The sequence below is a fragment of the Streptomyces sp. NPDC026672 genome, assembly GCF_040638185.1.
Classification (GTDB): domain Bacteria; phylum Actinomycetota; class Actinomycetes; order Streptomycetales; family Streptomycetaceae; genus Streptomyces.
Genome location: NZ_JBEZXS010000064.1, coordinates 1 through 21,176, shown reverse-complemented (window position 1 = coordinate 21,176; position 21,176 = coordinate 1). Strand labels below are relative to the sequence as shown.

Sequence of the window (21,176 nt, the reverse complement as noted above, 5' to 3'; positions counted from 1 at the left end):
GCCGGCCCGCCCCACCCCGTTCGGCCTCACCGGACGGGCCCGCCTCCACCCCGTTCGGCCGTCCGGATTCACTCGGCCGGAGGACGGGAGGTGGGAGGTGCCGGTGAGGTCGGAGGGGTGCGTGGCGTGCAGGATGGATGTATGGACCTTCGAATCTTCACCGAGCCCCAGCAGGGCGCGACCTACGACACCTTGCTCACCGTGGCGAAGGCCACCGAGGACCTCGGCTTCGACGCCTTCTTCCGTTCCGGTACCGTATCTACCCATGGAGCTAATCGCCCTGGGGGACAGGGACCACGCCGACATGGTCAGGGCAGTCACGTACGGACGACAGAGCCACAAGAGCGAGACCGACAGTCAGGCATCCCCGCAGATGCAGAAGGCTAAGGGGATCGCTTACATCAACTCACAGGATCGATGGTCCCACGTCGGGCACTACGAGGACGTTGGGCTTTCAGGGTACGACCCTAACGTCATCCGGCCGGACTTCGAGCGACTTATGGAAGACGCTCGTTGCCGGAAGTTCGACGTTGTAGTGATCTACATGCTATCCCGCCTGACGCGGCAGGGGGCTGCGGAAGCAATGAAGATCCAACAGGAGTTGGTGAACCACGGCGTTGCTCTTGTATCGACGCAAGAGCCCTTCATCAACACGTCGGACGACAACCCCTTCGGCATTGCATTCTTCGCCCTGATTGCCGGGCTGGCACATCAGGAATCAAAGAACAAGTCGAAGTTCATCCGTGATGCCTTCGCGGAGCTGAAGGCGAAGGGATCCCACTCCTCCGGCCCGGTGCCGTACGGGTTCACCGCGGAGGCGGTTCAGGTCGACAAGGTCACGATTCGAATTCTCCGGCCCGGAGAAACGAGTGATCACGAAGTTGGCCCCGACTCGACTCCGGCTGACAACGTGGTCTATATGATCAAAGAGGCAGAGAGAGGCGTCAAGGAGAACGCCATCGCGACGGACCTCACCGAGAAGGGAGCTAAGACACCGCTGGGCAGCCTCGATGAGGAAGCCTCAAAAGCTCGTCGAGAGGCGGCACTCAAGCGCCGCAAGGGTGGTCCATCGGACGAGGCGGAGTACGAATGGTCGGCGACCGTCGTACGCCGCATCCTTCGCGATCCGCGGCTTGCAGGCTTCGCCATCGGACCAGTCGACCCAAAGACGAAACGACGGGAGATCCTGCGCGACGAGGACGGGCAGCCGGTGAAGCCGCACGAGGGGTTCATTGAGCCCAAACGCTGGTATGACCTGAACGCCCTCCTCGACGGCCGGAAGCGTGAGCGCAACATGGACCGCGCCGGCACCATGACGTTCCTCGGGTCCTGGGGCGTACTGCGCTGCGGGCTGTGTGACTCCGGAATGACGGTTGCCAACAGCAGTGAGACGTATGTGTGCAACCTCCGGAGAAGCGTCGGAGACGTCCCGAAGCATGTCCTGCGTGTCAGTCAGTCGGAGGCTGATGCCGTCGTAGCAAGTCGGCTGTGGACCAAGGTCGCTTCCCTGGACCCCGAGAACGACGAGGACGTTGCCATCCTCGCGGCTGCCGCGGAGCGGTTTGCGGTACAGGGAGCGGACCCGGAAGCCGCAACAGAGTTGGCAGAACAGGAGGCACAGCTCCTCCACGTCCAAGAGAGCCTGCGCGTGCTGTACGACGACCGGGACGAGGGCTTGTACGAAGGTCCGACGGGACGCCAGGCGTTCAAGGACACCATCCGCAAGTATCGACAGCACGAGGCCCGATGCGCTGCGCGAATTGACGAGCTGAGGGCTACCGAAACATCCGCAACACGACTGCCCATTGATGAGTGGTTCGCGGACACCGACGACGGCGACCCGTTCTCCCCTGGTGGTCTGTGGGAACGGTGGGACGTGACCAACAAACGATCGTTCCTGTCCCTGTTCGTCGATGCCGTAACCGTCAACGCTGCGACAACGAGGCGGGGGACGACGTTGGACCGAGTGAACGACCGCGTTGGCATCAAGTGGGCAACCCCCGCAGAGGACACCACTGATAACGAATCGGTAACGTCCTGAGGGATCGATGTCGGCGAAGGGAGCCTTCGGACCCATCGGAGGCCGGGGCACGTCGAGATGCGGCCTCCTCCGCCATCCACAGGACACCTGTGGATAACTCCGTAGAGTGACCGATCGAGTGTCAAGGTGTACGCAGAGTGCTCGTAGAGGTCGGTTCCCGGTCCAAAGTGCCAAACTAACCGCCTATTTCTATTCCCTCTTAACGCGTGTTAGAAGGAATGGAAAACAGGGGTTAGTTTGGCACTTTGGACAAACCCCGGGGAGGACGCTTCCAGGATCATCCAACCCGAGCATGCGCCCCATTACGTCTGTAGACGATGCCGCACTAGGCGGCTGAAGGAGGGGCACAGTGCTGACGTCATGCAGAGCGGACGAGTGCGGAGAGGCCGGAGTTATCGCGGGATGGTGCCCCCCGCACGCCCTCCGGCGGTACAGGCGGGACGCTATCAGGAAGCCGCGTACCGACTCACGGAAGGAGACCCCTGAACTTCCGAACTGCACGGGCCCCATGTGTCGACGGAAAGCCACACGCCACGGGATGTGTGCCCGACATGCGGCACAGCTTGCTCGGCGTGGGCAGCTCAGGCCGATCCCTCAGCAGCGTCCTGTGGGTGCCGCACAGGCCCGTGACACGGAGGGGCGGAAGCAGTGCAGCGTGTGTCTCCAGTGGAGACCTGAGGCCGACTACGACCGATCCCCGATTCAGGAAGACGGCCTCCAGCCGTCGTGCCGACCGTGCCGCATTCTGATCACGTACAGCCTGCCCCCGGCTCAGCATGAGGCATTGCTGACGGAGCAGGGGGGCGTGTGCGCCGTGTGTGGCCGGACGGACCGGTCAGGGAAGGCTCTTGCCGTCGACCACGACCACTCGTGCTGTTCCGGCCCACGGTCGTGCGGACGCTGTGTCCGTGGCCTCCTGTGCTCTCGTTGCAACTTCGGGCTTGGCCGGTTCTCCGACGACCCGGGACGGCTGCGGTCCGCGGCTGCGTACGTGGAAGGGTGGAGGCGTCGGGAGCCGCGCGAGATCCCTCCCACGCCCAAGGGGCGCAGGGACAAGCGGTGGTACGCCTACCGGGTAGCTCCTGAGGGCTATGCCGAGATGCTTGCGGCGCAGGGAGGGGCGTGCGCGCTGTGCAGTACGAAGCCAACGACAAGAGCTCTTGCCGTCGACCACGACCACTCGTGCTGTCCTCGCGCTGTCGACGGGAGGGTGACGTGCGGACGGTGTGTACGTGGTCTGCTCTGTACGAACTGCAATGTGGGGCTAGGGACTATGGACGATGACCCGATCGTCCTGCGACGCGCGGCGGATTACGTGGGTGGGGCAGTGGCCAGCACGTTTCTAGCGAACTGATCCATGTTTGAGTGCTGCGCCCCATTACCTATGTAGAAGGGGAAGACGAGGCGACCGTAGCGAGTAGCGTGCGGCCCCGCTCCCCTCCCTCGACGGCCGGTGGCGCTCCCGTACGCTCCCCGCACTCTCCTCCGGGTTGAAGCTCGGTAGCAGCGCCCCGGCCGTCTCAGACTTCCGCTGCATGGCAGGGCGCTACACCGTCCGCGGAGGACGGTCACCGGTTGGACTCCGGGCAGCGGAGAGGTGAGCGTGTGCCCGAGCAGTAACCAGGCCGAAGGGTGACACCGGATAGGACGAGTCGACCGGCTCCGGACAGCCGACGGTCGGCCCGCCGTGGGTTCGAATCCCACCACGCTCGTCACTGGTCCCGTAGCTCAGATGGACAGAGCGCCGTACTACGGATGCGGAGGGCGCAGGTTCGAGTCCTGCCGTGACCACGCTGAATACTCTTGCCGAACGTAGCCACGGAGGTGGCTGTACCACTGCGGGTCGCCGGCCTCCAGTGGCCCGTTCGACGTCCCGTTCCTGATGTCGTACTCCAGCAACTCCCTTGCGTACTGGAGGGCGTTGTCCGGACCGTCGACGTCGTGCGGATACGTACATGCGAACCGGTCTGCTACGGCAGCTCGACGCAGCAGGAATTCCCGACGTCGGCTCAGGCCCTCCAGTTCGTTTGTGAGGACTGCCAGAGACTGAACCTCTGCGAACTCCCGCAGTAAGTCATCCATGCGGATGATGCTAGGACACGCTGTAGCGCGAGGCTCCGGTAACGGAGCTACCTGTCGCGCACAGGGGCCGTGGACGATGTCGCGACGGTTAACAACGCCGGACCCGGGCAACTGCGGCGGACGCGCTGCACTTCCCCGGGCCGGACGTTTCCCCGCTGGTGTAACCGGCAACACGCCCGTCTCTGGAGCGGGTAACTACAGGTTCGAATCCTGTGCGGGGAGCGCGACGCACCTAACGGCCATCCTGGAGGCACGGTGCGTTCCGTCGACGCTAGAACGGGGTCACGCCCGTTCCAACGATGCGTCGGCATAGGACGTCCACTTGCGCCCCGTACGGCGGGGAGGAGGCATACGGACGTCCGCATGGTGACGGTAGCTCAGTCGGTCAGAGCGCCCGGTTGTGGTCCGGGAGGTCGTGGGTTCGAGCCCCGCCCGTCACACGCCGCAGTAGCCCAATTGGCAGAGGCGCCCGGCTCAGACCCGGGAGGTTGGGGGTTCGAATCCCTCGTGCGGTACCAACGGAACGTGGCCAAGTTGGATCAAGGCGCCCGCTTTGGGAGCGGGAGATCGTGCGTTCGAGTCGCACCGTTCCGACAGACACAGCCCCGCCCGGGAGGAGAGTTCCCCGGGACGGGGCTGCACGACGTTACGCGGCCGGCAGCTTCACCTTGAACGACGCCTCGGCATTCGGATCCTCCGTGCCGGCGTAGCTCACGACACCGCCCTTGTGGCCGACGTCGAGGACGAGCTTCCCGGTGACGGACTGACCTGGCTTGTACGTCGTGTCGAGAGCGTCACCTTCGCCTACGCCCTCCAGCGTGGAAGCGTCTTGGGCGGCCGTCTGGTCGTCCTCCCACTTCATCATCCCGTACGTCAGGATCTCCGCGGGAGCCTTGCCGACGTTCTCCAGCTTGAGCGTCAGCTCGATGTACTGACCGTGCTCTGGCTCGTTGCTGGTGTCCACCTCTTCCGGCGTCACGTACTTCGCACTGACGACGGTGGTCTTCATCTGCGTCGTCGCCTTGAAGTTCTCGCCGTACTCATCGGTCTCCCCGTAGTCCCACGTGCCCGACTGACCGACGCTCAGCGTCGGCACGGGGGCGGACGAGGGGGCTTTTTCGGAAGCCTCCCCTGCGGGCTTTTCGACGGCAGCCTTTGACGCCGGCGCCTTTTCCGGAGCGGCCTTGTCGTCGCCCCCTGACGAACACCCCGTAAGCAGTGCCCCGACGAGTACGGCCGGCACGCAGGCACGGCGAATGTATGCGCGCATAGCGCTTCCCCCATGAGTTCACGGTGGCCCTCCCTGGCCACACGGAGCAATCAGCGTAAGGCACCGGCGCGGCATACGGAGGCAATATGGCGTGGCAGGGCAGCACGCGTAGAGCACGCCTCCCGAAGGACTGGCCCCACATCAGGCGCAGGATCCTGCGACGTGACGACTACATCTGCCAGGCCCGGTTCTCAGAAGGGCAGTTGTGCGGGCAGCCGGCCACGGACGTGGACCACATAGTCCCTGGGGACGACCACAGTGCGGGGAATCTGCGGGCACTGTGCCCGTGGTGCCACGCCAGGAAGAGTGCCAGTGAGGGCGGCGCAGCAGCGGCCCTCACACGCGTACGTACAGAGCGACCCAAGCCCACACACCCGGCACTGGAGGACTGACCATGAGCGGTGCCCATGTGGTGCTGGAGGAGGCGGACGACACGGGCGAGGACGGAGTCATCGTCACGCGCGTCTCCATCAACGGTGTTGACGTTGGTCGACTAGCGAAGCCTCCGAAGATCATCGTTGGTCATGATCGATCCGTCACGACGCTGACGATCACGCTCGTGCCGAGTCGCCTGGAGATCAAGGGCGAGCACGCTGACGGAGATCGTCGGGAGCCTCGCGCCGGCTTCGCAGCCAAGATCGACTAGCCACGGACCAGGGGGGTGACCCCCTCCGGGGCGGATAGGTAGACCGTCAAGGTGCTGGGCCTCGCTGTCTGTACGGGTCTGGGGGATGTGGGCGAGGCGTCCACAGGCGCCGCCTGGAGGGCCGAACGCCGGCCTCCTGGACTGATCCGAACCCCGGATCGGAAGGCGGGCGCACAGGGCTTCGGTCTCACGGCCAATACAAACTTCCCTGGTCAGCGGCTTGAAAGTGTGACCGGCCGCAGCTAGGATGGACGCATGGACAGGACTTGCGAGCAGTGCGGCGGGCCGATGCCTCTCATGGCTCGGGCCCACGCGAAGACGTGCTCGCCCCGGTGCCGCAAGGCACTGTCGCGTGCGAAGGCGCGCAACCCGCTCCCGGACGAGCTGACGACCCGCGACAGGTGGGTACGTCGCTCCGCGGCGAAGGTCCCGCTGACGGTCGACGGCATGCTGGCCTCCTCGACGGACCCGCGGACCTGGAGTACGCACAAGGACGCCGCCGCTTCGACGGCCGGCGTCGGTCTGGGCTTCGTCCTCTCGGACTCCGACGACATCGTCTGTCTGGACCTGGACCACTGCTTGAACCCGCTCACCGGGCGACTCGCTCCGTGGGCCGCATCCATTCTCCGCGACGCGGGCGCCACCTACGTAGAGGTGTCCCCGTCTGGTGATGGCTTGCACATCTGGGGCCGTGCCGACGTCCGACAGGGACGGCGCATCCGACGCCCCGACGGTACGGCCGTGGAGATCTACGGCACTGGCCGGTACATCGCAATGACGGGGCGCCGGCATGGCTCGTCCCCGTCCATCCTCGCGGACCTCTCCGCGGTGGTTTCCAAGCTGACGGCGTAGCTCTCCCGGCATGGGGCGGCGTTGCCGTTCCTACCCGGGAGGTAGCCCATGTGCCCTGAAGGCGCGAAGGACCCCACCGACCCCCGACTCTGCTGTGACTGTGCTCGTCGGGTTGCCGCGAAGGGTGGTGCCTGATGGCCGGCCGTGGACCAGCACCAAAGGACCCGTCAAAGCGACGCCGGCGTAACGCAAGCGACCCTGAGACGGTCCTCCACCCTGACGACGAACTCCGCGGCCCGGAGCTCCCTGACGGGGTCCTGGGCGTCAACGAGGACACAGGTGAAGTCGTCGAGTGGCACCCCCGCACCGTTGCGTGGTGGGAGTCCTGGCGCACGTCGCCGCAGGCTCAGACCTTCGTTGCGACCGATTGGGACTTCCTGATTGACACTGCCCTCATGCACCACACGATGTGGGCTAAGGGCCGGTGGGAGTTCGCCTCTGAAGTGCGCCTCCGCGCCGCCAAATTCGGCGCCACGCCGGAGGACAGGGCCCGTCTGAAGCTCAAGGTCGACGACCTCGCCACAGGCCCGCAGAAGGCTGTACAGCGCCCTGACGGAGTGACTGACATCAACTCGCGGCGTGCCCGCCTGACCGGCTAGGAGACCGCGTGCCGCACGTCACCGTGCGCGCCCCCGGTCACGACCGCTCCCGATCTATCGGGTGGATGGCGGTTGCATGGATGGAGTACTTCGTAGTACACGGCCCTGGCGACGTTCAGGGTGAACCCGTACGCCACGGTGACGAGTACACAGGCTTCGTCGTCGACTGCTACGCCACCGACGACCACGGGAAGATGCTGTACGACTCGGCATTCTTCTCCCGTCCGAAGGGTTGTGACAAATCCGGCCTTGGCGCCCGCATCGGCCTCTTCGAGGCGTTCGGCCCTTGCCGGTTTGCCGGGTGGGCCGAAGGCGGAGAGGTCTACCGTGACCCCTGGGGGCTGGGCTTTGAGTACGTCTACGAGCCTGGCGAGCCGATGGGCCGGCCGGTGCGGGTCCCTTACCTCCGAATCATGGCGACGGAGGAGGGGCAGACCGGAAACGTCTACGACACCATCTATTTCAACCTGACCGACGAGGCGTCGCCCCTGTCGCAGGTTCCGGGCATTGACCCGGGACTGACGAAGATCAACCTTCCTGACGGCGGAGAGATCACTCCGTCAACCGCCTCATCCTCCTCGAAGGATGGCGGTAAAGAGACGTGGGTCTGTTTCGATGAAACCCACCTCTACAACACCCCGGAACTCCGGCGTATGTACGCGACGGTTACCCGAAACCTCCGCAAGAGGAAGAAGGGAGCCGGCACATGGTATTTGGAGACAACGACCATGTTCGCGCCCGGCCAAGACTCCGTCGCTGAGCGCACTTACGAAGAGGCGGAAGCCATTCGTGAGGGGAAGAAGAAGCGCGGTCGCGCTCGACTCCTCTATGACCACCGATACGGTGTCTGCAAGAACCTGAAGAACGAGGACGAGCTCCGTGCGGCCCTTGTCGACTCCTACGGCGACGCCATGGAGTGGATGGACCTTGAGACGCTCGTCGACGACTTCTACGACCTGCGTAACGACTCCGCCGACGGCAAACGCTACTTCCTCAACTCCCGTACGTCCTCCTCTGACTCATGGATGGAGTCAGACGCGTGGGAGGTCTGCCGCCGGCCGGAGGAGCTGTCGCCGGGCGACCTCGTCACTCTTGGCTTTGACGGCTCCATCCGTGATGATGCTACGGCGCTCACGGCGTGCCGCGTATCCGACGGGCACCTTCAACTCCTCGGAGTCTGGGAAAAGCCTGAGGGCATTGAGGGCGAGAATTGGCAGGTTGACCGAGAAGCTGTCGACGCTGCCGTTGCCCGAGCATTCGACCGGTACGAGGTCTGTGGTTTCTACTGCGACCCCCCGCACTGGCAAGACTACGTCGATTCGTGGACGTCGATGTACGCCGAGAAGCTCCAGCTAAGCGCCACGCAGGCACGCCCGTTGGAATGGTGGACCAACCGCCCGACCGCTATGGAGCACGCTCTGGACCGATTCGTTGAGGCCGTCGACGACAAGGCTCTCAGCTTTGCCGGCACGGACAAGGCCGATGACGACGAGTCCGAATGGTCGAAGCTGGGCGCCCGGCTGACGCGGCACGTCCTTAACGCGAAACGACGGCCGATGGGGCGCAATCACATGGGCATCGGCAAGGAACACCCGAAGTCGCCCAAGAAGATCGACGCAGCCATGAGCGCCGTACTGGCCTACGAGTGCCGTGCAGATGCTGTCGCCGCTGGAATCACGAAGCGCAAGAAGCGTTCGTCCAAACTCAATGCCTTCTAGGGAGGTCCGTGAATGCCTGTCGACGCCTCGAAGGTGGAGTCTCCCGGGTGGTGGCTTCAGCGTCTCGGTAAGAAGCTCATCGACGAGCGCGACGACCACGTTGGCGCCGACGGTGAGAGGGAGCCTGGCCTCAAAACACTTCGAAAGTACGCAGAGAACAAGGCACCGCTTCCTCGTGTCCCCGGCTTGGATCCGAAGGAAGTCGCGGAGTGGATGAAGGACGCGCGAACCAACTGGACCTCGCTCGTCATCGAGTCCCCTACGGAGCGCATGCATGTTGACGGCTTCCGCTTCGGGGAGCCGGACGACGACAGCGACGGCGCGAAGACGTCCGACAAGGACGCCAACCGCATCTGGCAGGAGAACAGCCTTGACGCGGACGCGGACCTCGTCCACTACGGAGCCCTGTCACAGCGACGCGGCTTCACGCTGGTGGAACGAGGCGACGACGGACGACCGATCATCACGCACGAGACACCAGGGCAAGTGGCCGTGGAGCACGTGCAGGGCAGCCGGCGGAAGCTTGCCGCAGGTCTGAAGATGTGGCGGGACGACTGGACCGGTAACACGCGTGCCACCCTCTGGACTCCAGAGACGATCTACGACTTCGTGACGAAGTCCGGTGCCCCGTCGTTTTCCGGCCACACGGCGCAGCTCCGCGGATGGGACGCCTTCGCGCTGCCGAATCAGGGAGACGGTCAGCGTCCGAACGACCTGGAGATTGTGCCCCTCGTCCCCTTCACCAACCGGCGTAACCGCCGGCTCTCGGGGTTCGCGGAGCACGAGGACGTGCTGACGGTCCAGAACCGCATCACGCTGTCGCTGATCAACCTGATAGCTGCGATGAAGTACGGTGCCTTCCGGCAGAGGTGGGCCGCGGGACTAGAGGTCGACGAGGATCCCCTCACGGGGCAGAAGATCCAGCCGTTCAAGCTTGACATCCGGCAGCTTTGGACGACCGAAGACCCCGAAGTGAAGTTCGGGGAGTTCCAGGCCACGGATCTGCGCCCGTACGTCGCAGCTGTCGAGTCGGCCGTACAGGATCTCGCAGCCATCAGCCGCACGCCACCTCACTACTTGATCGGTGCCGTTGTCAACGTCAGCGGCGACGCACTGAAGGCCGCGGAGACGGGCCTCGTCTCGAAGGTCCGCGACCGTCAGCGCAACTTCGGCGAATCGTGGGAACAGACGATGCGGCTCGCCTTCCGGGTCCTCAACGACGCGCCGCGCGCCAACGCGTACACAGCAGAGACCATCTGGCGTGACCCGGAGTCCCGATCGGTCGCCGAACTTGCCGACGCTGCCGTGAAGAAGTCGACGGCAGGTGTCCCGTGGCGTCAGCGCATGGAGGACATGCAGTACACGCCGACGCAGATTGCCCGCATGGAGATCGACCGTGCGGCGGATGCAATCAACGCTCAGCCCGCCGGCGACCCGAACGCGCCGCAGCCGACGTCACTTGCCGACGCTCGTGCGGCCCGTGACCAGCGGACTGTGATCAAGAGGGGGGACGGTGGCACAGGCGCTAACGCGGCTTGACCGGCAGTACGGTACGGCCATCCGAAGCGTGTGGGCCAGCGTCCTGGGCAGCGTCGGACGGTCTTGGTCGGATCTCGACTCCTGGCGTGACACTGACGCCCAGACCTTTCAGCGCAAGACACTTCCCACCATCCTGGCCGGCGAACGGCAGGTAGCAGCGCTCACGGCCTCGTACCTGGAGCAGCTCCACAAGAATGTGGACGGCGGCGCCCGACGGGTGAGTCTCGATCTCGACGCCGTCACGGGCAAGTCCCTCCGCGGCGTCGACCCGGCGGAGGTCTACGAGCGACCTTTCACGGAAATCTACACGGCTCTGTCGAAGGACGTCTCCCTTGACGACGCGGTAAGCCGCGGGACACATCGGCTGGAGACGCTCGTCAAGACGGATCTCCAGCTTGCCCGGACGCACACGGTGCGCGAAGTGGCCGACGACATGCCTCGATTCGAGTACACAGTTCGAGTCCTCCAGGGCGAATACGACTGCGCGCTCTGCATGATCGCTTCGACGCAGCGGTACCACAAGCGCAACCTGGCTCCGATCCACCCCGGATGTGACTGCCTGGTCAAGACGGTCACAGCCGACTACGACCCCGGGCAGATCATCGACGAGGAGTTCCTCACCCAGGTCCACGACGCCGTTCAGGCGGCCGTAGGCACCTCGGACCGTGGAGGACGCGCCGTCGACTACCGAAAACTCCTCTTCACGCGTGAGCACGGGGAAATGGGCCCCATCCTCACCTTCCGGGATCAGAACTTCACCGGTCCCGACGACATCAACCAGACCTGACGCCCGTCATGGGCCGACGAATCCCGACAGGGGAATTCCGCATGCATCGACGCACTCTCGCACGCCGCAACGCCCTGCTCACCCTGGCTCAGGAGCCCTGGACTCTCTTCGAGACCGACCCCAATAACCCAGGTGGTGGGGGTGGCGCTCCGGTCGTCAACGAACATGGCTACCCGGACAACACCCCGTGGCGCGACATGTCCGCGGAGCACCAGGCGGCTTACTGGCAGCACCACTCGAAGAAGTGGGAGACGGCCGCTAAGGCAGCCCCCACGGCGGAGGAGCTGACGCGCCTCCGTGACCGGGACACGGCGCTGAAGGCGATCGAAGACCAGAACCTCACTGACGCACAGCGTGCGGACCAGGAGCGTCAGTCGCTGACGCAGGAGCGGGACACCGCGACGTCCACCGTCGGCACGCTCACCGACGAGAACACGCGCCTGAAGGTCGCCCTGGAGAAGGGGCTCACCATCGCACAGGCGAACCGCCTCAGCGGCTCCACGAAGGAGGAGCTGGAGGCGGACGCGGACGCCTACCTCGCGGAGATCGGCCAGACCGGCTCCGGCAACGGCCAGGGCAACGGCGCCGGCACACAGCAGCGCTCCGGCGGCAACCGCGGGTCTGACGTCGGCAGCGGAGCGAAGACCGTGACCGCAGGCGCGGACCTGTACCGCCAGCGTCACGCGAAGAACTGACCAACCCCTCAACGGAGGACCCATGAACCTCGGCATGATCACTGAGAGCTTCTCTCAGGACAAGCGTGACTGGCTCCAGGGAGCCCACGGGACGGACATCGCGCTCAGCGTGACGCTCGACGTCTCCAAGTTCACCGCCGGCACTCACTACCCGGACGGCTACATCAAGTCGGGCATCCCGCTCGGCAAGATCACCACGGGCGGCAAGTACGGCCCCTACGACGACGCGGCTTCCGACGGCCGTCAGACCCTCGTCGGCTTTCTCTTCACGGGCGTCGAGGTCGTGACGCGACGGGGCGCAACGCTCTCGTCCGCGGTCGGCTCGATGCTCGTCCACTGCGCGGTGAAGGAGTCGAAGCTTCCCGTCGTCGTCGACGCCGCAGGGAAGACCGACCTCGGCTCCCGCGTCATCTTCGTCTGAGAGGTAACGGACAACTATGCAGCTCATTGACGAGTTCGCGACTCCCGCGGAACTCACGGGGTACGCGCGAGCGGCCCTTGCCGACCGCCCGGAGAACGCGTTCAGCCTGGACCAGTGGCTCCCGAACAACACGGTCAACGACCTGTCCTACCGCTTCACGCGGGGCGGAGGCGGTCTGACGGAGGCTGCGACCTTCCGCGCCTACGACGCGTCGTCCGCCGTGGGTACCCGGCCCGGAGGCGCGCGTGTGAGCGGCGAACTGCCGCCCATCTCGCGCAAGATCGCGATGGGTGAGTACGAGCGCATCCGGCGCAGGAACGTCGACACGCAGAACGCGGAGATCCGCGACGCGATGCTCGACGACGGTGTTCGTCAGGCCCGTGCGATCGAAGCCCGCATGGAACTCGCCCGTGGTGAGGCTCTGTTCACCGCCGGCGTGAACCTGAACGAAGAGGGTGTTCAGGCTGCTGTCGACTTCGGCCGGAGCGCGAGCCACAGTGTGACGGCGTCCACCCCGTGGAGCACGACCGCGACGGCGGACGCGTACGGTGACCTGTCCTCGTGGCTGGACACCTACAACACCACTAACGGCCGTCTGCCGTCGTACACCCTGATGTCCCGGAAGATCTACAACTTCCTGCGGCGCAACGTGGGTCTGACGAAGCTTGCCAACACGCAGAACCCGCCCACCGTCCTGACGCGTGACGCGCTGAACTCGGTCCTCGGCGACTACGACATCCCGCCCGTCGTCATCTACGACGCTCAGGTCTCCGTGGCCGGTGTGGCGACGCGGATCACTCCGGAGGACAAGATCCTCTTCCTGCCGGAGTTCGGTGACGCCGTGGGGCAGACCCTGTGGGGCGTCCCTGTCGAGGCGGACGACCCGCGCTACGGCCTCGGTGGCGAGGCTGCCGGTATCGCCGTCGGTGGCTACAAGTCGGAGGACCCTCAGACTCTGTGGACCCGCGCTACGGCCATCGCGCTCCCCGTTGTCGCTGCTCCTGACCTGACCTTCCAGGCTGACGTTCTCTGACCTGAAACGCGAGGCATTCACGCATGGCAACCCTGGCAACTCCCGTCCACGTGAGGGACGACAAGGGCACGGCCCACGTGTTCGGCCCCGCGGACGAGGTCCCCGAGTGGGCTCAGGCTCTCATCACGAACCCGAAGGCATGGGCGGAGGCCCCCACCGTCAAACGACTGACGGAGCCCAAGCCCGTGCCGGCGAAGCCCGCCACGAAGCGCGCTGCGCCTCGACGGAAGGCGGCTGGCAGTGGATCTGCTCAGTAAGACGCAGCTCGAAGCACTGACGGGGCGAGCCTTCAGCGATGCCGAGTTCGAAGTCATCGACCTGATGACCGTCGACACCATCCGCGGTGAGGTGGGGGATCGGATCTCGGACCCGCCACAGCCGGGCATTGCGTCTGTGGCGCTGGCCATGGCTTCCCGTGTCCTGACGAACTCCTCTGGCGTCAGCTCAGAGCAGGCGGGAGGCATGCTGATCAGCTACTTCGCGTCGCAGATCGGGCAGTCCATGTCGGCTGACGAACGACGCCGGCTACGGCGGGCCGTGGGTCTGTCGGCAGGCGCCTCGTCCCTGAACATCGCACCGGAGGACTGCACGGTCCAGGGGTGGGTCTGGAGGTCGCTGTGAGCCTGCGCGCGAGTCTCATGTCCGAGACGCTCGTCATCGAGCGGCCGACGTCTACGAGGGATTCCACCGGATCCGTGGTCGACGGCCCTCCGGAACACATCACCGTAGAGGGCTGCGGGATCTACTCCCCGTACGGCGTCACGGTCGGCAGCTCCTCCGAGACGAGCGAGGCGTCCAACGTCGTCGAGACTAGAAGGGTTTTCGGTGCTCCTCTGTTCACCGACGTCCGCCCCAAGGACCGGATCCTCCGCGGGGACGAACGGTGGGAGGTCATCGGGGAGGTCATGGAGTTCCGCCTGACGTCACTTGCGCGGGTGGAAGTGGCCGTGAAGCGGGTGACCGGCTGATGTCGTACCGATCGAAGTACACGGGCCGGTACTCCGGAATCGGGCGCCTCTTCATGCGCCCCGGTGTCCAACGGGCGTGCCGGAACGCGGCTGTGGACATGATGGAGATTGCGGTAGCCAGGTCACCAGTCGGAGACCCCAGGACGGATCCCCACCCCGGACGGTACAAGGCGTCCTTCGACGTCGTCCCGATCGTCAAGAACATCCCCTTCCGAGGGCAGCCCCGGCTTCGTGCGGGGGCCCGACTGATCAACACCTCTCCTGAGGCCCGACACGTCGAGTACGGGAACGGCGCAACGCCACGGTATGCGGTGCTCTCAAAGAGCATGGACGACCTGAAGGCGAGGCACCGTGCCTGACATCGAGGCCGTTCTGAACCCATGGGCAGAGGCGACGTTCGGCGTCATGGCCGGCGCAGAGACCCCGTCGGATCTGGAGAACCATCTTCCCTTCATCCGCATTGAGCGGGGAGGGGGGATCGACGAACGTTTTACGGAGCATCCCAGGGTGTTCGTCGATGTCTTCGCTGCCATGGCCGACGAGGCGCGGACCCTGTCGAACTCCCTACGGGACGCACTCCTCTTCCTTCGCGGCCCGGTGAACGGCGCCGTCATCCGTGACGTGCGGTGTGACTCCGGTCCGTCCCGGCAGCCGTGGGCGAACGATGCCATCTACCGGCGTGGTGCCTCCTACACCGTGAGCTTCCGGGCCGCGTAAACAACTGACACTCCTGACCCGACGTCGATGCGACGCGGGTCTCTCGCATGCCCTGGAGGGCTCATGGCGGATACCCGCAATGCGGATCTGACTTTCGGCGCAACTGACTATCTCGTCTACCTGGCGCCGGTCAACACGGTGGCCCCGACTGGCTTCACCGACCCGGCCACTGCGTGGCAGAACCTCGGGTGGGTGACGACCGAAGGCGGCCTCTTCAAGATCGAGGAAGAGAGCAAGGACGTCGAGGCGGCTGGCTCTCTGGAGCCGATCCGGACCCTGATGACCAAGAGCACCAAGAGCCTCCAGGTGACCTTTCAGGAGGCTCTTAACCCGCTCGTCCGCTCCCTGTACGACAACGTCCCGGTCCTGTCCCTGAAGCCTGACGCAGTGTCGGGCATCGCGACCTACGACATGCCCGACAAGCCGTCTGACCTGCGGTACGCCTTCATCTTCGACACGATGGACGGCGACAAGCGGATGCGGCTGTACATGCCCAACGGCAAGGTCGTGGAGCGTGGCGACGAGCAGCCACAGACGACCGCGGAAATGCCCGTCCAGATGACGTTCCGCTTCTACAAGGGCTCGACGGCGAAGGCCGTGTCCCGGTCCGTCGACTACGGCGACGTGGACGTCAGCGGCTTCTTCCCGTCGGAAGGCTGACGCCAATGACTAGCAGGGCCCGTATCTGCGCGGGTCCGGGCCCTGCTTCAGAACCCCCGTCAAACGACTGACGGATGACCCGCGCAGAACCCCAGAGCCACACAACCCCGAGAGTGAGACCCGCGCATGTCTGAGAACACCCCCGCTGAGTCGCAGGAGACCGAGGCGACCGAGGAGTACGCCACGGCGACGCTCGCCGACCAGGAGCTCCGAGTGAAGACGGTCGGCGAGTGGCGCCCGTCGTACATGCGAGCCCTGCGTCAGTCCGACTTCGACACCTGGGCCGCGGGTGTCCTGCACCCAGACGACCTGGATACCTTCATCGACGCCGACGCTACCTTCACCGAGATCAACAACTTCGTCGCCGAAGCCGCGGAGGCTGCCGGTGAGCCGGTGGGAAAGCGCAGTGGACGTGCAGCGTCCTCGACGCGCACGCGGAAGCGGTAGAGGCTGACCTGCTTCGATACTTCTCCGCCGACGTCCTCGACGTCCACCGAGGGCTGATGTCGATTCGCCGGCTGCGGGTGCTGATTGAGCACCTGCCGACGGAGAGCGCGACGAAGACGATCCTCCGCAACGCCACTCCGGCTGAAGTGATGGAGAAGGCCAGCGAGGACGCCCGTCCTGACCTGGGGCCGTGGAGCCACGTAGAGATCCTCCTTGCGGCACTGAAGGACGAGGTGACGAAGCTCGTCCACATCACGTCCATCGCAAACGGCGGTAAGCCGGGCGACTTCACACCCACGCCACGACCCGGAATACCCCCGAAGTCCGTCACGAAGCGCAAGCAACTGACGGACGAGCAGCGCCGCGCCCTTGATCCGCGGCTGAGACAACAGCCGAAGGAGGCGTGATGGCCGGCGACCTGGACATTGTCGGGACAGCGGCAGTCGATGTCGTTCCGATCGCACCCAACTTCCACGCGAAGCTCAAAACCGTCGTCCTCCCCGCGGCCGACCGGGTGGGTGAGGACGCGGGACGACGGATGGGTGACGCCATCTCGCGTCACGTCGTCATCTCGCTGCCTGACGCAGTCAACCAGGGCGGACGGGCTGCTGCGGTAGCTGCCACCCGGCAGGGCAACAACACTGGCGGCGCCTTCGCCCGGTCGCTGCGCGCCAAGCTGGAGCAGGCATTCCGCTCCATGCCGAAGCTCGACGTCAAGCTGTCCGACACGGGCGTTGACGCCGAACTAGCCCGCATCCGGGCGAAGCTGGAGCAGCTCTCCAACAAGCGCATCGGCATCGACGTTGGAGCCGAAGCCGCTCGGGCGGAAGTCGAGCGGCTGGAGGAACAGCTCCGACGCCTCGGGGCGGCACACCCCAACGTCGCCGTCCGTGCGGACACTGCCGCCGCTCGTGCGGCGCTCAGGGCCTTCCGGGAGGAGGTCGACGCCGCTACAGCCGACCCGGCCCGGATCCGCATTGAGACGGATGGCGCACTCGGTGCCCGTATTCGGGCCGCTGTCCGTGAGGCAGAGGCGTCCCTCCCGAACATCAACATCACCGCCGACACCTCACCGGCACAGCGGGACATTGCTGTGCTGCGGGCACGCCTCACCGCTCTCCGAGACGCCAAGGTCGGCGTGGACATCTCGGCTGAGGACGCGATAGCGAAGGTCCGGGAGATCCAGCTCCGGCTACGTGAGCTGTCCGCCCAACGGGCCACGGTCGACGTGGACACTGGCCGTGCCCGCGCAGCGTTGATCAACCTGAACCTTGCTATCGACCGGCTCCGCGGCCGTACGCCGACGGTGGATGTGCGAGCCGACGCAGCAGCCGCGGAGGCTCAGCTTGCAGCCGTACAGCACCAGGTTAACGACCTGGACCGCGACGACGTACGCATCCGGGTCCACGCGAACACGGCGCAGGCGCAGGCGGCACTCTTCCAACTCGCCGTCTCCCTGGGGGCCGTGGCGGCACTGCCGCTAGTCCCCATCGCTGCGGCTGGCATCGGTGCCATCGCGTCCGCAGCCGTGGCAGCCGGCGCAGCCACGGGCGCTCTCGCCCTGGCAGCGATCCCGGCTATCAAGGGAGTCACTGCCGCCATTCAGGCGAAGTCGGCCGCGGACAAGGAGGCTGCTGCCTCAACGTCGAGCGGGGCGGCAGCCGCGACGAAGGCGGCACAGAACGCCCTTCAGATGGCGTCCGCACAGCAGGCCCTGACGTCGGCTCACCGCAATGCGGCCCGATCCATCGCACAGGCCAACCGGCAGGTGTCGGACGCAGAGCGTGCCGTCGCTCAGGCAGCGCAGCGTGCGGCAGACCAGCGCCGGCAGGCAGCGGAGAACGTGGCCCGCGCGGAGCGCTCCCTCGTGGACGCGCAGCGCCAGGCGCAGCGGGCACAGACGGACCTCACGCAGGCCCGGAAGGACGCCGCCCGTCAGCTCGATGATCTGAACGACAAGGTCCGTGACGGGGCACTCGATCAGCGTGACGCTGTCCTCCGCGTGCAGGAGGCGGAGGAGGAGCTGAACCGGGTCCGTGTGGCGAACTCCGTCGGTCAGGCATCTGACCTGGACCTCCAGCGGGCGCAGCTCTCCTACGATCAGGCGGTCCAGGCTCAGAGCGAGCAGCGCAAGTCATACACGCAGCTACAGAAGGACGCTGCTGCCGCGAAGAAGGCCGGTGTCGACGGGAACGCGGACGTACAGCACGCTGCTGAGCAGCTAGCCGACGCTCAGCAGAACGTACGAGACCAGACACAGGCCGTAGCGCAGGCCCACAGGGACGCAGCCCAAGCCGAGATCGATGCGGCTCAGACCGTCGCCGACGCCCAACGGAGCCTTGCAGACGCAGTCCAGAACGCTGCGGACACGCAGGTCCAGGCCGCGGAGTCTATTCAGTCCGCGGAGCGGGGAGTCGAGTCTGCCCGGCTGTCGTCCGCATCCGCCACTTCCTCCGCTGCGACGAAGGCCGATGCCTACCGTCAAGCACTAGCGAAGCTGACGCCCGATCAGCGAGCGCTTTATGACTCCCTGGCCGGCCCGAACGGACTCATCCCGGCTTTCAAGTCGTGGTCCGAGGAGCTTCAGCCGGAAGTCCTCCCGCTATTCACGCGAGGCGTGGACGGGGCGAAGAATGCCCTTCCTGGACTCTCACCGCTAGTCATCACTGCTGCCGACGCAATCGGCGACCTGATGGACCGGGCGAGTGCGGATCTGAAGACGCCGTTCTGGCGGGGCTTCAAGGACGATATCGAAAAGAGCGCGAAGCCGGCCATCATCGGCCTAGGCGTCGCTTTCGGTAACGTCTTCAAGGGGATGGCCGGCATTATCGACGCCTTCCTCCCGCACATGCCAGGAATAGCCGAGACGATGGAGCGCATAACGGGTCGGTTCTCCAATTGGGCTACCGGCCTGAAGGGCAGTCCCGGCTTTGAGAAATTCCTTGACTATGTCCACCAGCATGGCCCGGTGGTCGCCGAGACCCTGGGGAAGATAGGCGGAGGATTCCTCGACGTCGCGAAGGCCCTGGAGCCTTTCACTGACGTAATCCTGGAACTACTCGGGACCGCTGCGGACATCATCGGGTGGGTGGCAAAGAATGCACCCTGGGCAATTCAGCTGATCTACGGTCTCTGGATTGCTACCCGTCTGCTCAATCTGGCGTTCGCATTGAGCCCCGTCGGTTTGGTGATCCTGGGGCTTCTGGCCCTTGCCGTCGCCGTCAAATACGCGTGGGACCACTTCGAGTGGTTCCGGGACGTCGTAAAGGTCGTCTGGGAGGTCATCAAGACCGTCTCCCTGGCTGCCTGGAACTTCGTCCTCAAGCCGATGTTCGATGCGCTGGTTCTGATCATCACAGGCGTAGGCGACGTCATGGTGTGGCTGTGGCAGAAGGTCTTCAAGCCTGCGTGGGACGGAATATCGCTGGCAGCGCGAATAGCAGCGGCAATCATCCTGACGGCAGTCATAGCGCCAATCATAATCGCGATCCAGGCCCTAGGGTTGATTTTTGAGTGGCTTTGGAAGAACGCGGTAAAGCCTTTCCTGGGGTACGTCGGAGATAAATTTAAATGGCTCTATGAAAAGATCATAAAGCCATTTGCCGAGTGGATCGCCGACAAGATCAAATGGATGTGGGATAAGGCCCTAAAGCCCGCCCTAGGGGACATCTGGGACGCCGTCGAATGGGTCGGCAAAAAGTTCAAATGGCTGTACGACTGGGGCGTTCAGCCCGCCGTCGACGCGATAGCCGACGCCGCCTCCTGGCTCTGGAAAAAGGGACTGAAGCCAGCCTTCGACCGAATGAAGGACGGCGTAGACGTCCTGGTTGACGGATTCCGGGACGCGAAGGACGCGATCAAAAAGCAATGGGGCGACCTGATCGACGCCACCAAGGGTCCCGTGAACTTCATGATCAAGTGGGTTTACACAAACGGGATCAAGGCTACCTGGGACAAGGTAGCAAAGTACGTTGGTGTCGACCCGCTTCCGAAGGCTCCAAAGCTTCTCGCAGCCGGCGGAACCATTGGCGACGGGTGGGGATCTGCCCGGCCGATGAAGGCGAACCGGCCGACGGCAATTGTCGGCGAGGGAAATCCAGCATACCCCGAATTCGTCATTCCCACGGATCCGAAGTACCGGGGACGAGCACAGGCGCTGTGGCACGCCGCAGGGACGCAGCTCCTTGCGTCGGGCGGCATCCTGGGAGCCCTCAGCGACTCGTGGGACTGGACAACCAGCCATATCGGCGGCGCCGTCTCGAAGGGCATCGACTGGGCGAAGACGGCCGGCGATTTGATCGCTGACCCGTCGAAGATCTGGGGGAGGCTGATGAAGCCTGTCCTGGACCGGATCCGGAACCATCTCGACTCCTCCGAGATGACCCGAACCATCGCCAAGTACCCGTACAAGATGGTCGACGGCCTCAAGGACAAGCTGATTGAGTCCGTCACCTTCTCGGGTGGAGGCGACATCGGCGGGACGATCCCGACGGGCGACCGGGCGTCGATCATCCGTGCAGCCATGGCAGCCGCTCACGTGCCACCTCCCGGCACGGTGGCGCAGTGGCTCGCTGGCATGAACACCCTGATCACGCGTGAGAGCGGATGGAACCCGCGGGCCATCAACCGATGGGACTCCAACGCGAAGGCCGGTCACCCGTCGCAGGGCCTGACACAGACGATTCCGTCGACGTGGTCCGC

The 21,176-nt window shown here is 65.1% G+C and carries 20 protein-coding genes, 6 tRNA genes and 1 pseudogene; 26 read left to right on the top strand and 1 reads right to left on the bottom strand.

What is annotated here, in order from left to right:
- Positions 1 to 141: 141 nt before the first annotated feature.
- From AB0F77_RS40130 to AB0F77_RS40090, 9 genes and pseudogenes are all read left to right on the top strand, one after another.
- Positions 142 to 249 (top strand): annotated as a pseudogene (locus tag AB0F77_RS40130) (LLM class F420-dependent oxidoreductase); the annotation flags it as partial.
- Between the two features lie 16 nt (positions 250 to 265).
- Positions 266 to 2,041: a recombinase family protein gene (locus AB0F77_RS40125; RefSeq protein WP_358079578.1), complete on the top strand. Its 1,776-nt coding sequence runs from the start codon at positions 266 to 268 to the stop codon at positions 2,039 to 2,041.
- 508 nt (positions 2,042 to 2,549) lie between these two features.
- Positions 2,550 to 3,395 (top strand): endonuclease VII domain-containing protein, encoded by an 846-nt coding sequence (locus AB0F77_RS40120; RefSeq protein WP_358079584.1) that lies wholly within the window; start codon positions 2,550 to 2,552, stop codon positions 3,393 to 3,395.
- Between the two features lie 245 nt (positions 3,396 to 3,640).
- Positions 3,641 to 3,753, top strand: a tRNA-OTHER gene (locus AB0F77_RS40115).
- Positions 3,754 to 3,758: 5 nt separating this feature from the next.
- Positions 3,759 to 3,832, top strand: a tRNA-Arg gene (locus tag AB0F77_RS40110).
- 440 nt (positions 3,833 to 4,272) lie between these two features.
- Positions 4,273 to 4,345: transfer RNA gene (locus AB0F77_RS40105), tRNA-Gln, on the top strand.
- Positions 4,346 to 4,489: 144 nt separating this feature from the next.
- Positions 4,490 to 4,563 (top strand) — tRNA-His (locus AB0F77_RS40100).
- A gap of 1 nt (position 4,564) precedes the next feature.
- A tRNA-Leu gene (locus tag AB0F77_RS40095) sits at positions 4,565 to 4,641 on the top strand.
- 1 nt (position 4,642) lies between these two features.
- Positions 4,643 to 4,717 (top strand) — tRNA-Pro (locus AB0F77_RS40090).
- Between the two features lie 52 nt (positions 4,718 to 4,769).
- Here AB0F77_RS40090 and AB0F77_RS40085 read toward each other — a convergent pair.
- A complete protein-coding gene (locus tag AB0F77_RS40085; RefSeq protein WP_361958734.1) occupies positions 4,770 to 5,393 on the bottom strand; it encodes a DUF4352 domain-containing protein in 624 nt (207 codons plus the stop codon).
- A gap of 86 nt (positions 5,394 to 5,479) precedes the next feature.
- Between AB0F77_RS40085 and AB0F77_RS40080 the strand changes: the two genes are divergently transcribed.
- The 17 genes from AB0F77_RS40080 to AB0F77_RS40000 form a co-directional block, all read left to right on the top strand.
- A complete protein-coding gene (locus tag AB0F77_RS40080; RefSeq protein WP_358079576.1) occupies positions 5,480 to 5,785 on the top strand; it encodes an HNH endonuclease signature motif containing protein in 306 nt (101 codons plus the stop codon).
- A gap of 2 nt (positions 5,786 to 5,787) precedes the next feature.
- On the top strand, positions 5,788 to 6,039 hold the full coding sequence (locus AB0F77_RS40075; protein ID WP_358079574.1) for a hypothetical protein: 252 nt from the start codon (positions 5,788 to 5,790) through the stop codon (positions 6,037 to 6,039).
- Positions 6,040 to 6,294: 255 nt separating this feature from the next.
- Complete coding sequence (locus AB0F77_RS40070; RefSeq protein WP_358079572.1) at positions 6,295 to 6,891, top strand: bifunctional DNA primase/polymerase; 597 nt, start codon at positions 6,295 to 6,297, stop codon at positions 6,889 to 6,891.
- 395 nt (positions 6,892 to 7,286) lie between these two features.
- Entirely contained in the window at positions 7,287 to 7,490 is a 204-nt protein-coding gene (locus AB0F77_RS40065) for a hypothetical protein (RefSeq protein WP_361958729.1), read from the top strand.
- An 8-nt stretch (positions 7,491 to 7,498) separates the two neighbouring features.
- Positions 7,499 to 9,208 carry a terminase gene (locus AB0F77_RS40060; protein WP_361958726.1) on the top strand — a complete coding sequence of 570 codons (1,710 nt, stop codon included), beginning with the start codon at positions 7,499 to 7,501 and terminating at the stop codon, positions 9,206 to 9,208.
- A 12-nt stretch (positions 9,209 to 9,220) separates the two neighbouring features.
- Positions 9,221 to 10,747, top strand: coding sequence for a phage portal protein (locus AB0F77_RS40055; protein ID WP_358079567.1), 1,527 nt, complete (start codon positions 9,221 to 9,223; stop codon positions 10,745 to 10,747).
- Complete coding sequence (locus AB0F77_RS40050) at positions 10,722 to 11,534, top strand: hypothetical protein (protein WP_358079565.1); 813 nt, start codon at positions 10,722 to 10,724, stop codon at positions 11,532 to 11,534. Before AB0F77_RS40055 ends, AB0F77_RS40050 begins: the two co-directional genes overlap by 26 nt.
- Positions 11,535 to 11,575: 41 nt before the next feature.
- The gene (locus AB0F77_RS40045; RefSeq protein ID WP_358079563.1) at positions 11,576 to 12,229 is read left to right on the top strand and encodes a hypothetical protein; all 654 of its coding nucleotides are present in this window, start codon (positions 11,576 to 11,578) and stop codon (positions 12,227 to 12,229) included.
- 34 nt (positions 12,230 to 12,263) lie between these two features.
- Positions 12,264 to 12,650: a head decoration protein gene (locus AB0F77_RS40040; RefSeq protein WP_361958722.1), complete on the top strand. Its 387-nt coding sequence runs from the start codon at positions 12,264 to 12,266 to the stop codon at positions 12,648 to 12,650.
- A 16-nt stretch (positions 12,651 to 12,666) separates the two neighbouring features.
- The gene (locus tag AB0F77_RS40035; protein WP_358079559.1) at positions 12,667 to 13,683 is read left to right on the top strand and encodes a major capsid protein; all 1,017 of its coding nucleotides are present in this window, start codon (positions 12,667 to 12,669) and stop codon (positions 13,681 to 13,683) included.
- Between the two features lie 240 nt (positions 13,684 to 13,923).
- The gene (locus AB0F77_RS40030; protein WP_358079557.1) at positions 13,924 to 14,304 is read left to right on the top strand and encodes a hypothetical protein; all 381 of its coding nucleotides are present in this window, start codon (positions 13,924 to 13,926) and stop codon (positions 14,302 to 14,304) included.
- On the top strand, positions 14,283 to 14,651 hold the full coding sequence (locus AB0F77_RS40025) for a hypothetical protein (RefSeq protein ID WP_358079555.1): 369 nt from the start codon (positions 14,283 to 14,285) through the stop codon (positions 14,649 to 14,651). Before AB0F77_RS40030 ends, AB0F77_RS40025 begins: the two co-directional genes overlap by 22 nt.
- Positions 14,652 to 15,002: 351 nt before the next feature.
- On the top strand, positions 15,003 to 15,368 hold the full coding sequence (locus AB0F77_RS40020) for a hypothetical protein (protein ID WP_358079553.1): 366 nt from the start codon (positions 15,003 to 15,005) through the stop codon (positions 15,366 to 15,368).
- A gap of 63 nt (positions 15,369 to 15,431) precedes the next feature.
- Positions 15,432 to 16,028: a hypothetical protein gene (locus AB0F77_RS40015; RefSeq protein WP_358079551.1), complete on the top strand. Its 597-nt coding sequence runs from the start codon at positions 15,432 to 15,434 to the stop codon at positions 16,026 to 16,028.
- 126 nt (positions 16,029 to 16,154) lie between these two features.
- A complete protein-coding gene (locus AB0F77_RS40010) occupies positions 16,155 to 16,475 on the top strand; it encodes a hypothetical protein (RefSeq protein ID WP_358079549.1) in 321 nt (106 codons plus the stop codon).
- Between the two features lie 56 nt (positions 16,476 to 16,531).
- Positions 16,532 to 16,882: a hypothetical protein gene (locus tag AB0F77_RS40005; RefSeq protein WP_358079547.1), complete on the top strand. Its 351-nt coding sequence runs from the start codon at positions 16,532 to 16,534 to the stop codon at positions 16,880 to 16,882.
- Positions 16,882 to 21,176, top strand: a 4,295-nt coding sequence (locus AB0F77_RS40000) for a hypothetical protein (protein WP_361958716.1), incomplete at its 3' end; no start/stop codon positions are given. The genes AB0F77_RS40005 and AB0F77_RS40000, both read left to right, overlap by 1 nt.

Excerpts from the sequence above, each read along its gene's own strand:
- AB0F77_RS40120 (WP_358079584.1), top strand. The coding sequence starts at position 2,550 with ATGTGTCGACGGAAAGCCACACGCCACGGGATGTGTGCCCGACATGCG.
- AB0F77_RS40075 (WP_358079574.1), top strand. The coding sequence starts at position 5,788 with ATGAGCGGTGCCCATGTGGTGCTGGAGGAGGCGGACGACACGGGCGAG.
- AB0F77_RS40065 (WP_361958729.1), top strand. The coding sequence starts at position 7,287 with ATGCACCACACGATGTGGGCTAAGGGCCGGTGGGAGTTCGCCTCTGAA.
- AB0F77_RS40015 (WP_358079551.1), top strand. The coding sequence starts at position 15,432 with ATGGCGGATACCCGCAATGCGGATCTGACTTTCGGCGCAACTGACTAT.
- AB0F77_RS40080 (WP_358079576.1), top strand. The coding sequence starts at position 5,480 with ATGGCGTGGCAGGGCAGCACGCGTAGAGCACGCCTCCCGAAGGACTGG.
- AB0F77_RS40045 (WP_358079563.1), top strand. The coding sequence starts at position 11,576 with ATGCATCGACGCACTCTCGCACGCCGCAACGCCCTGCTCACCCTGGCT.
- AB0F77_RS40070 (WP_358079572.1), top strand. The coding sequence starts at position 6,295 with ATGGACAGGACTTGCGAGCAGTGCGGCGGGCCGATGCCTCTCATGGCT.
- AB0F77_RS40055 (WP_358079567.1), top strand. The coding sequence starts at position 9,221 with ATGCCTGTCGACGCCTCGAAGGTGGAGTCTCCCGGGTGGTGGCTTCAG.
- AB0F77_RS40040 (WP_361958722.1), top strand. The coding sequence starts at position 12,264 with ATGATCACTGAGAGCTTCTCTCAGGACAAGCGTGACTGGCTCCAGGGA.
- AB0F77_RS40125 (WP_358079578.1), top strand. The coding sequence starts at position 266 with ATGGAGCTAATCGCCCTGGGGGACAGGGACCACGCCGACATGGTCAGG.
- AB0F77_RS40010 (WP_358079549.1), top strand. The coding sequence starts at position 16,155 with ATGTCTGAGAACACCCCCGCTGAGTCGCAGGAGACCGAGGCGACCGAG.
- AB0F77_RS40005 (WP_358079547.1), top strand. The coding sequence starts at position 16,532 with ATGTCGATTCGCCGGCTGCGGGTGCTGATTGAGCACCTGCCGACGGAG.
- AB0F77_RS40035 (WP_358079559.1), top strand. The coding sequence starts at position 12,667 with ATGCAGCTCATTGACGAGTTCGCGACTCCCGCGGAACTCACGGGGTAC.
- AB0F77_RS40085 (WP_361958734.1), bottom strand. The coding sequence starts at position 5,393 with ATGCGCGCATACATTCGCCGTGCCTGCGTGCCGGCCGTACTCGTCGGG.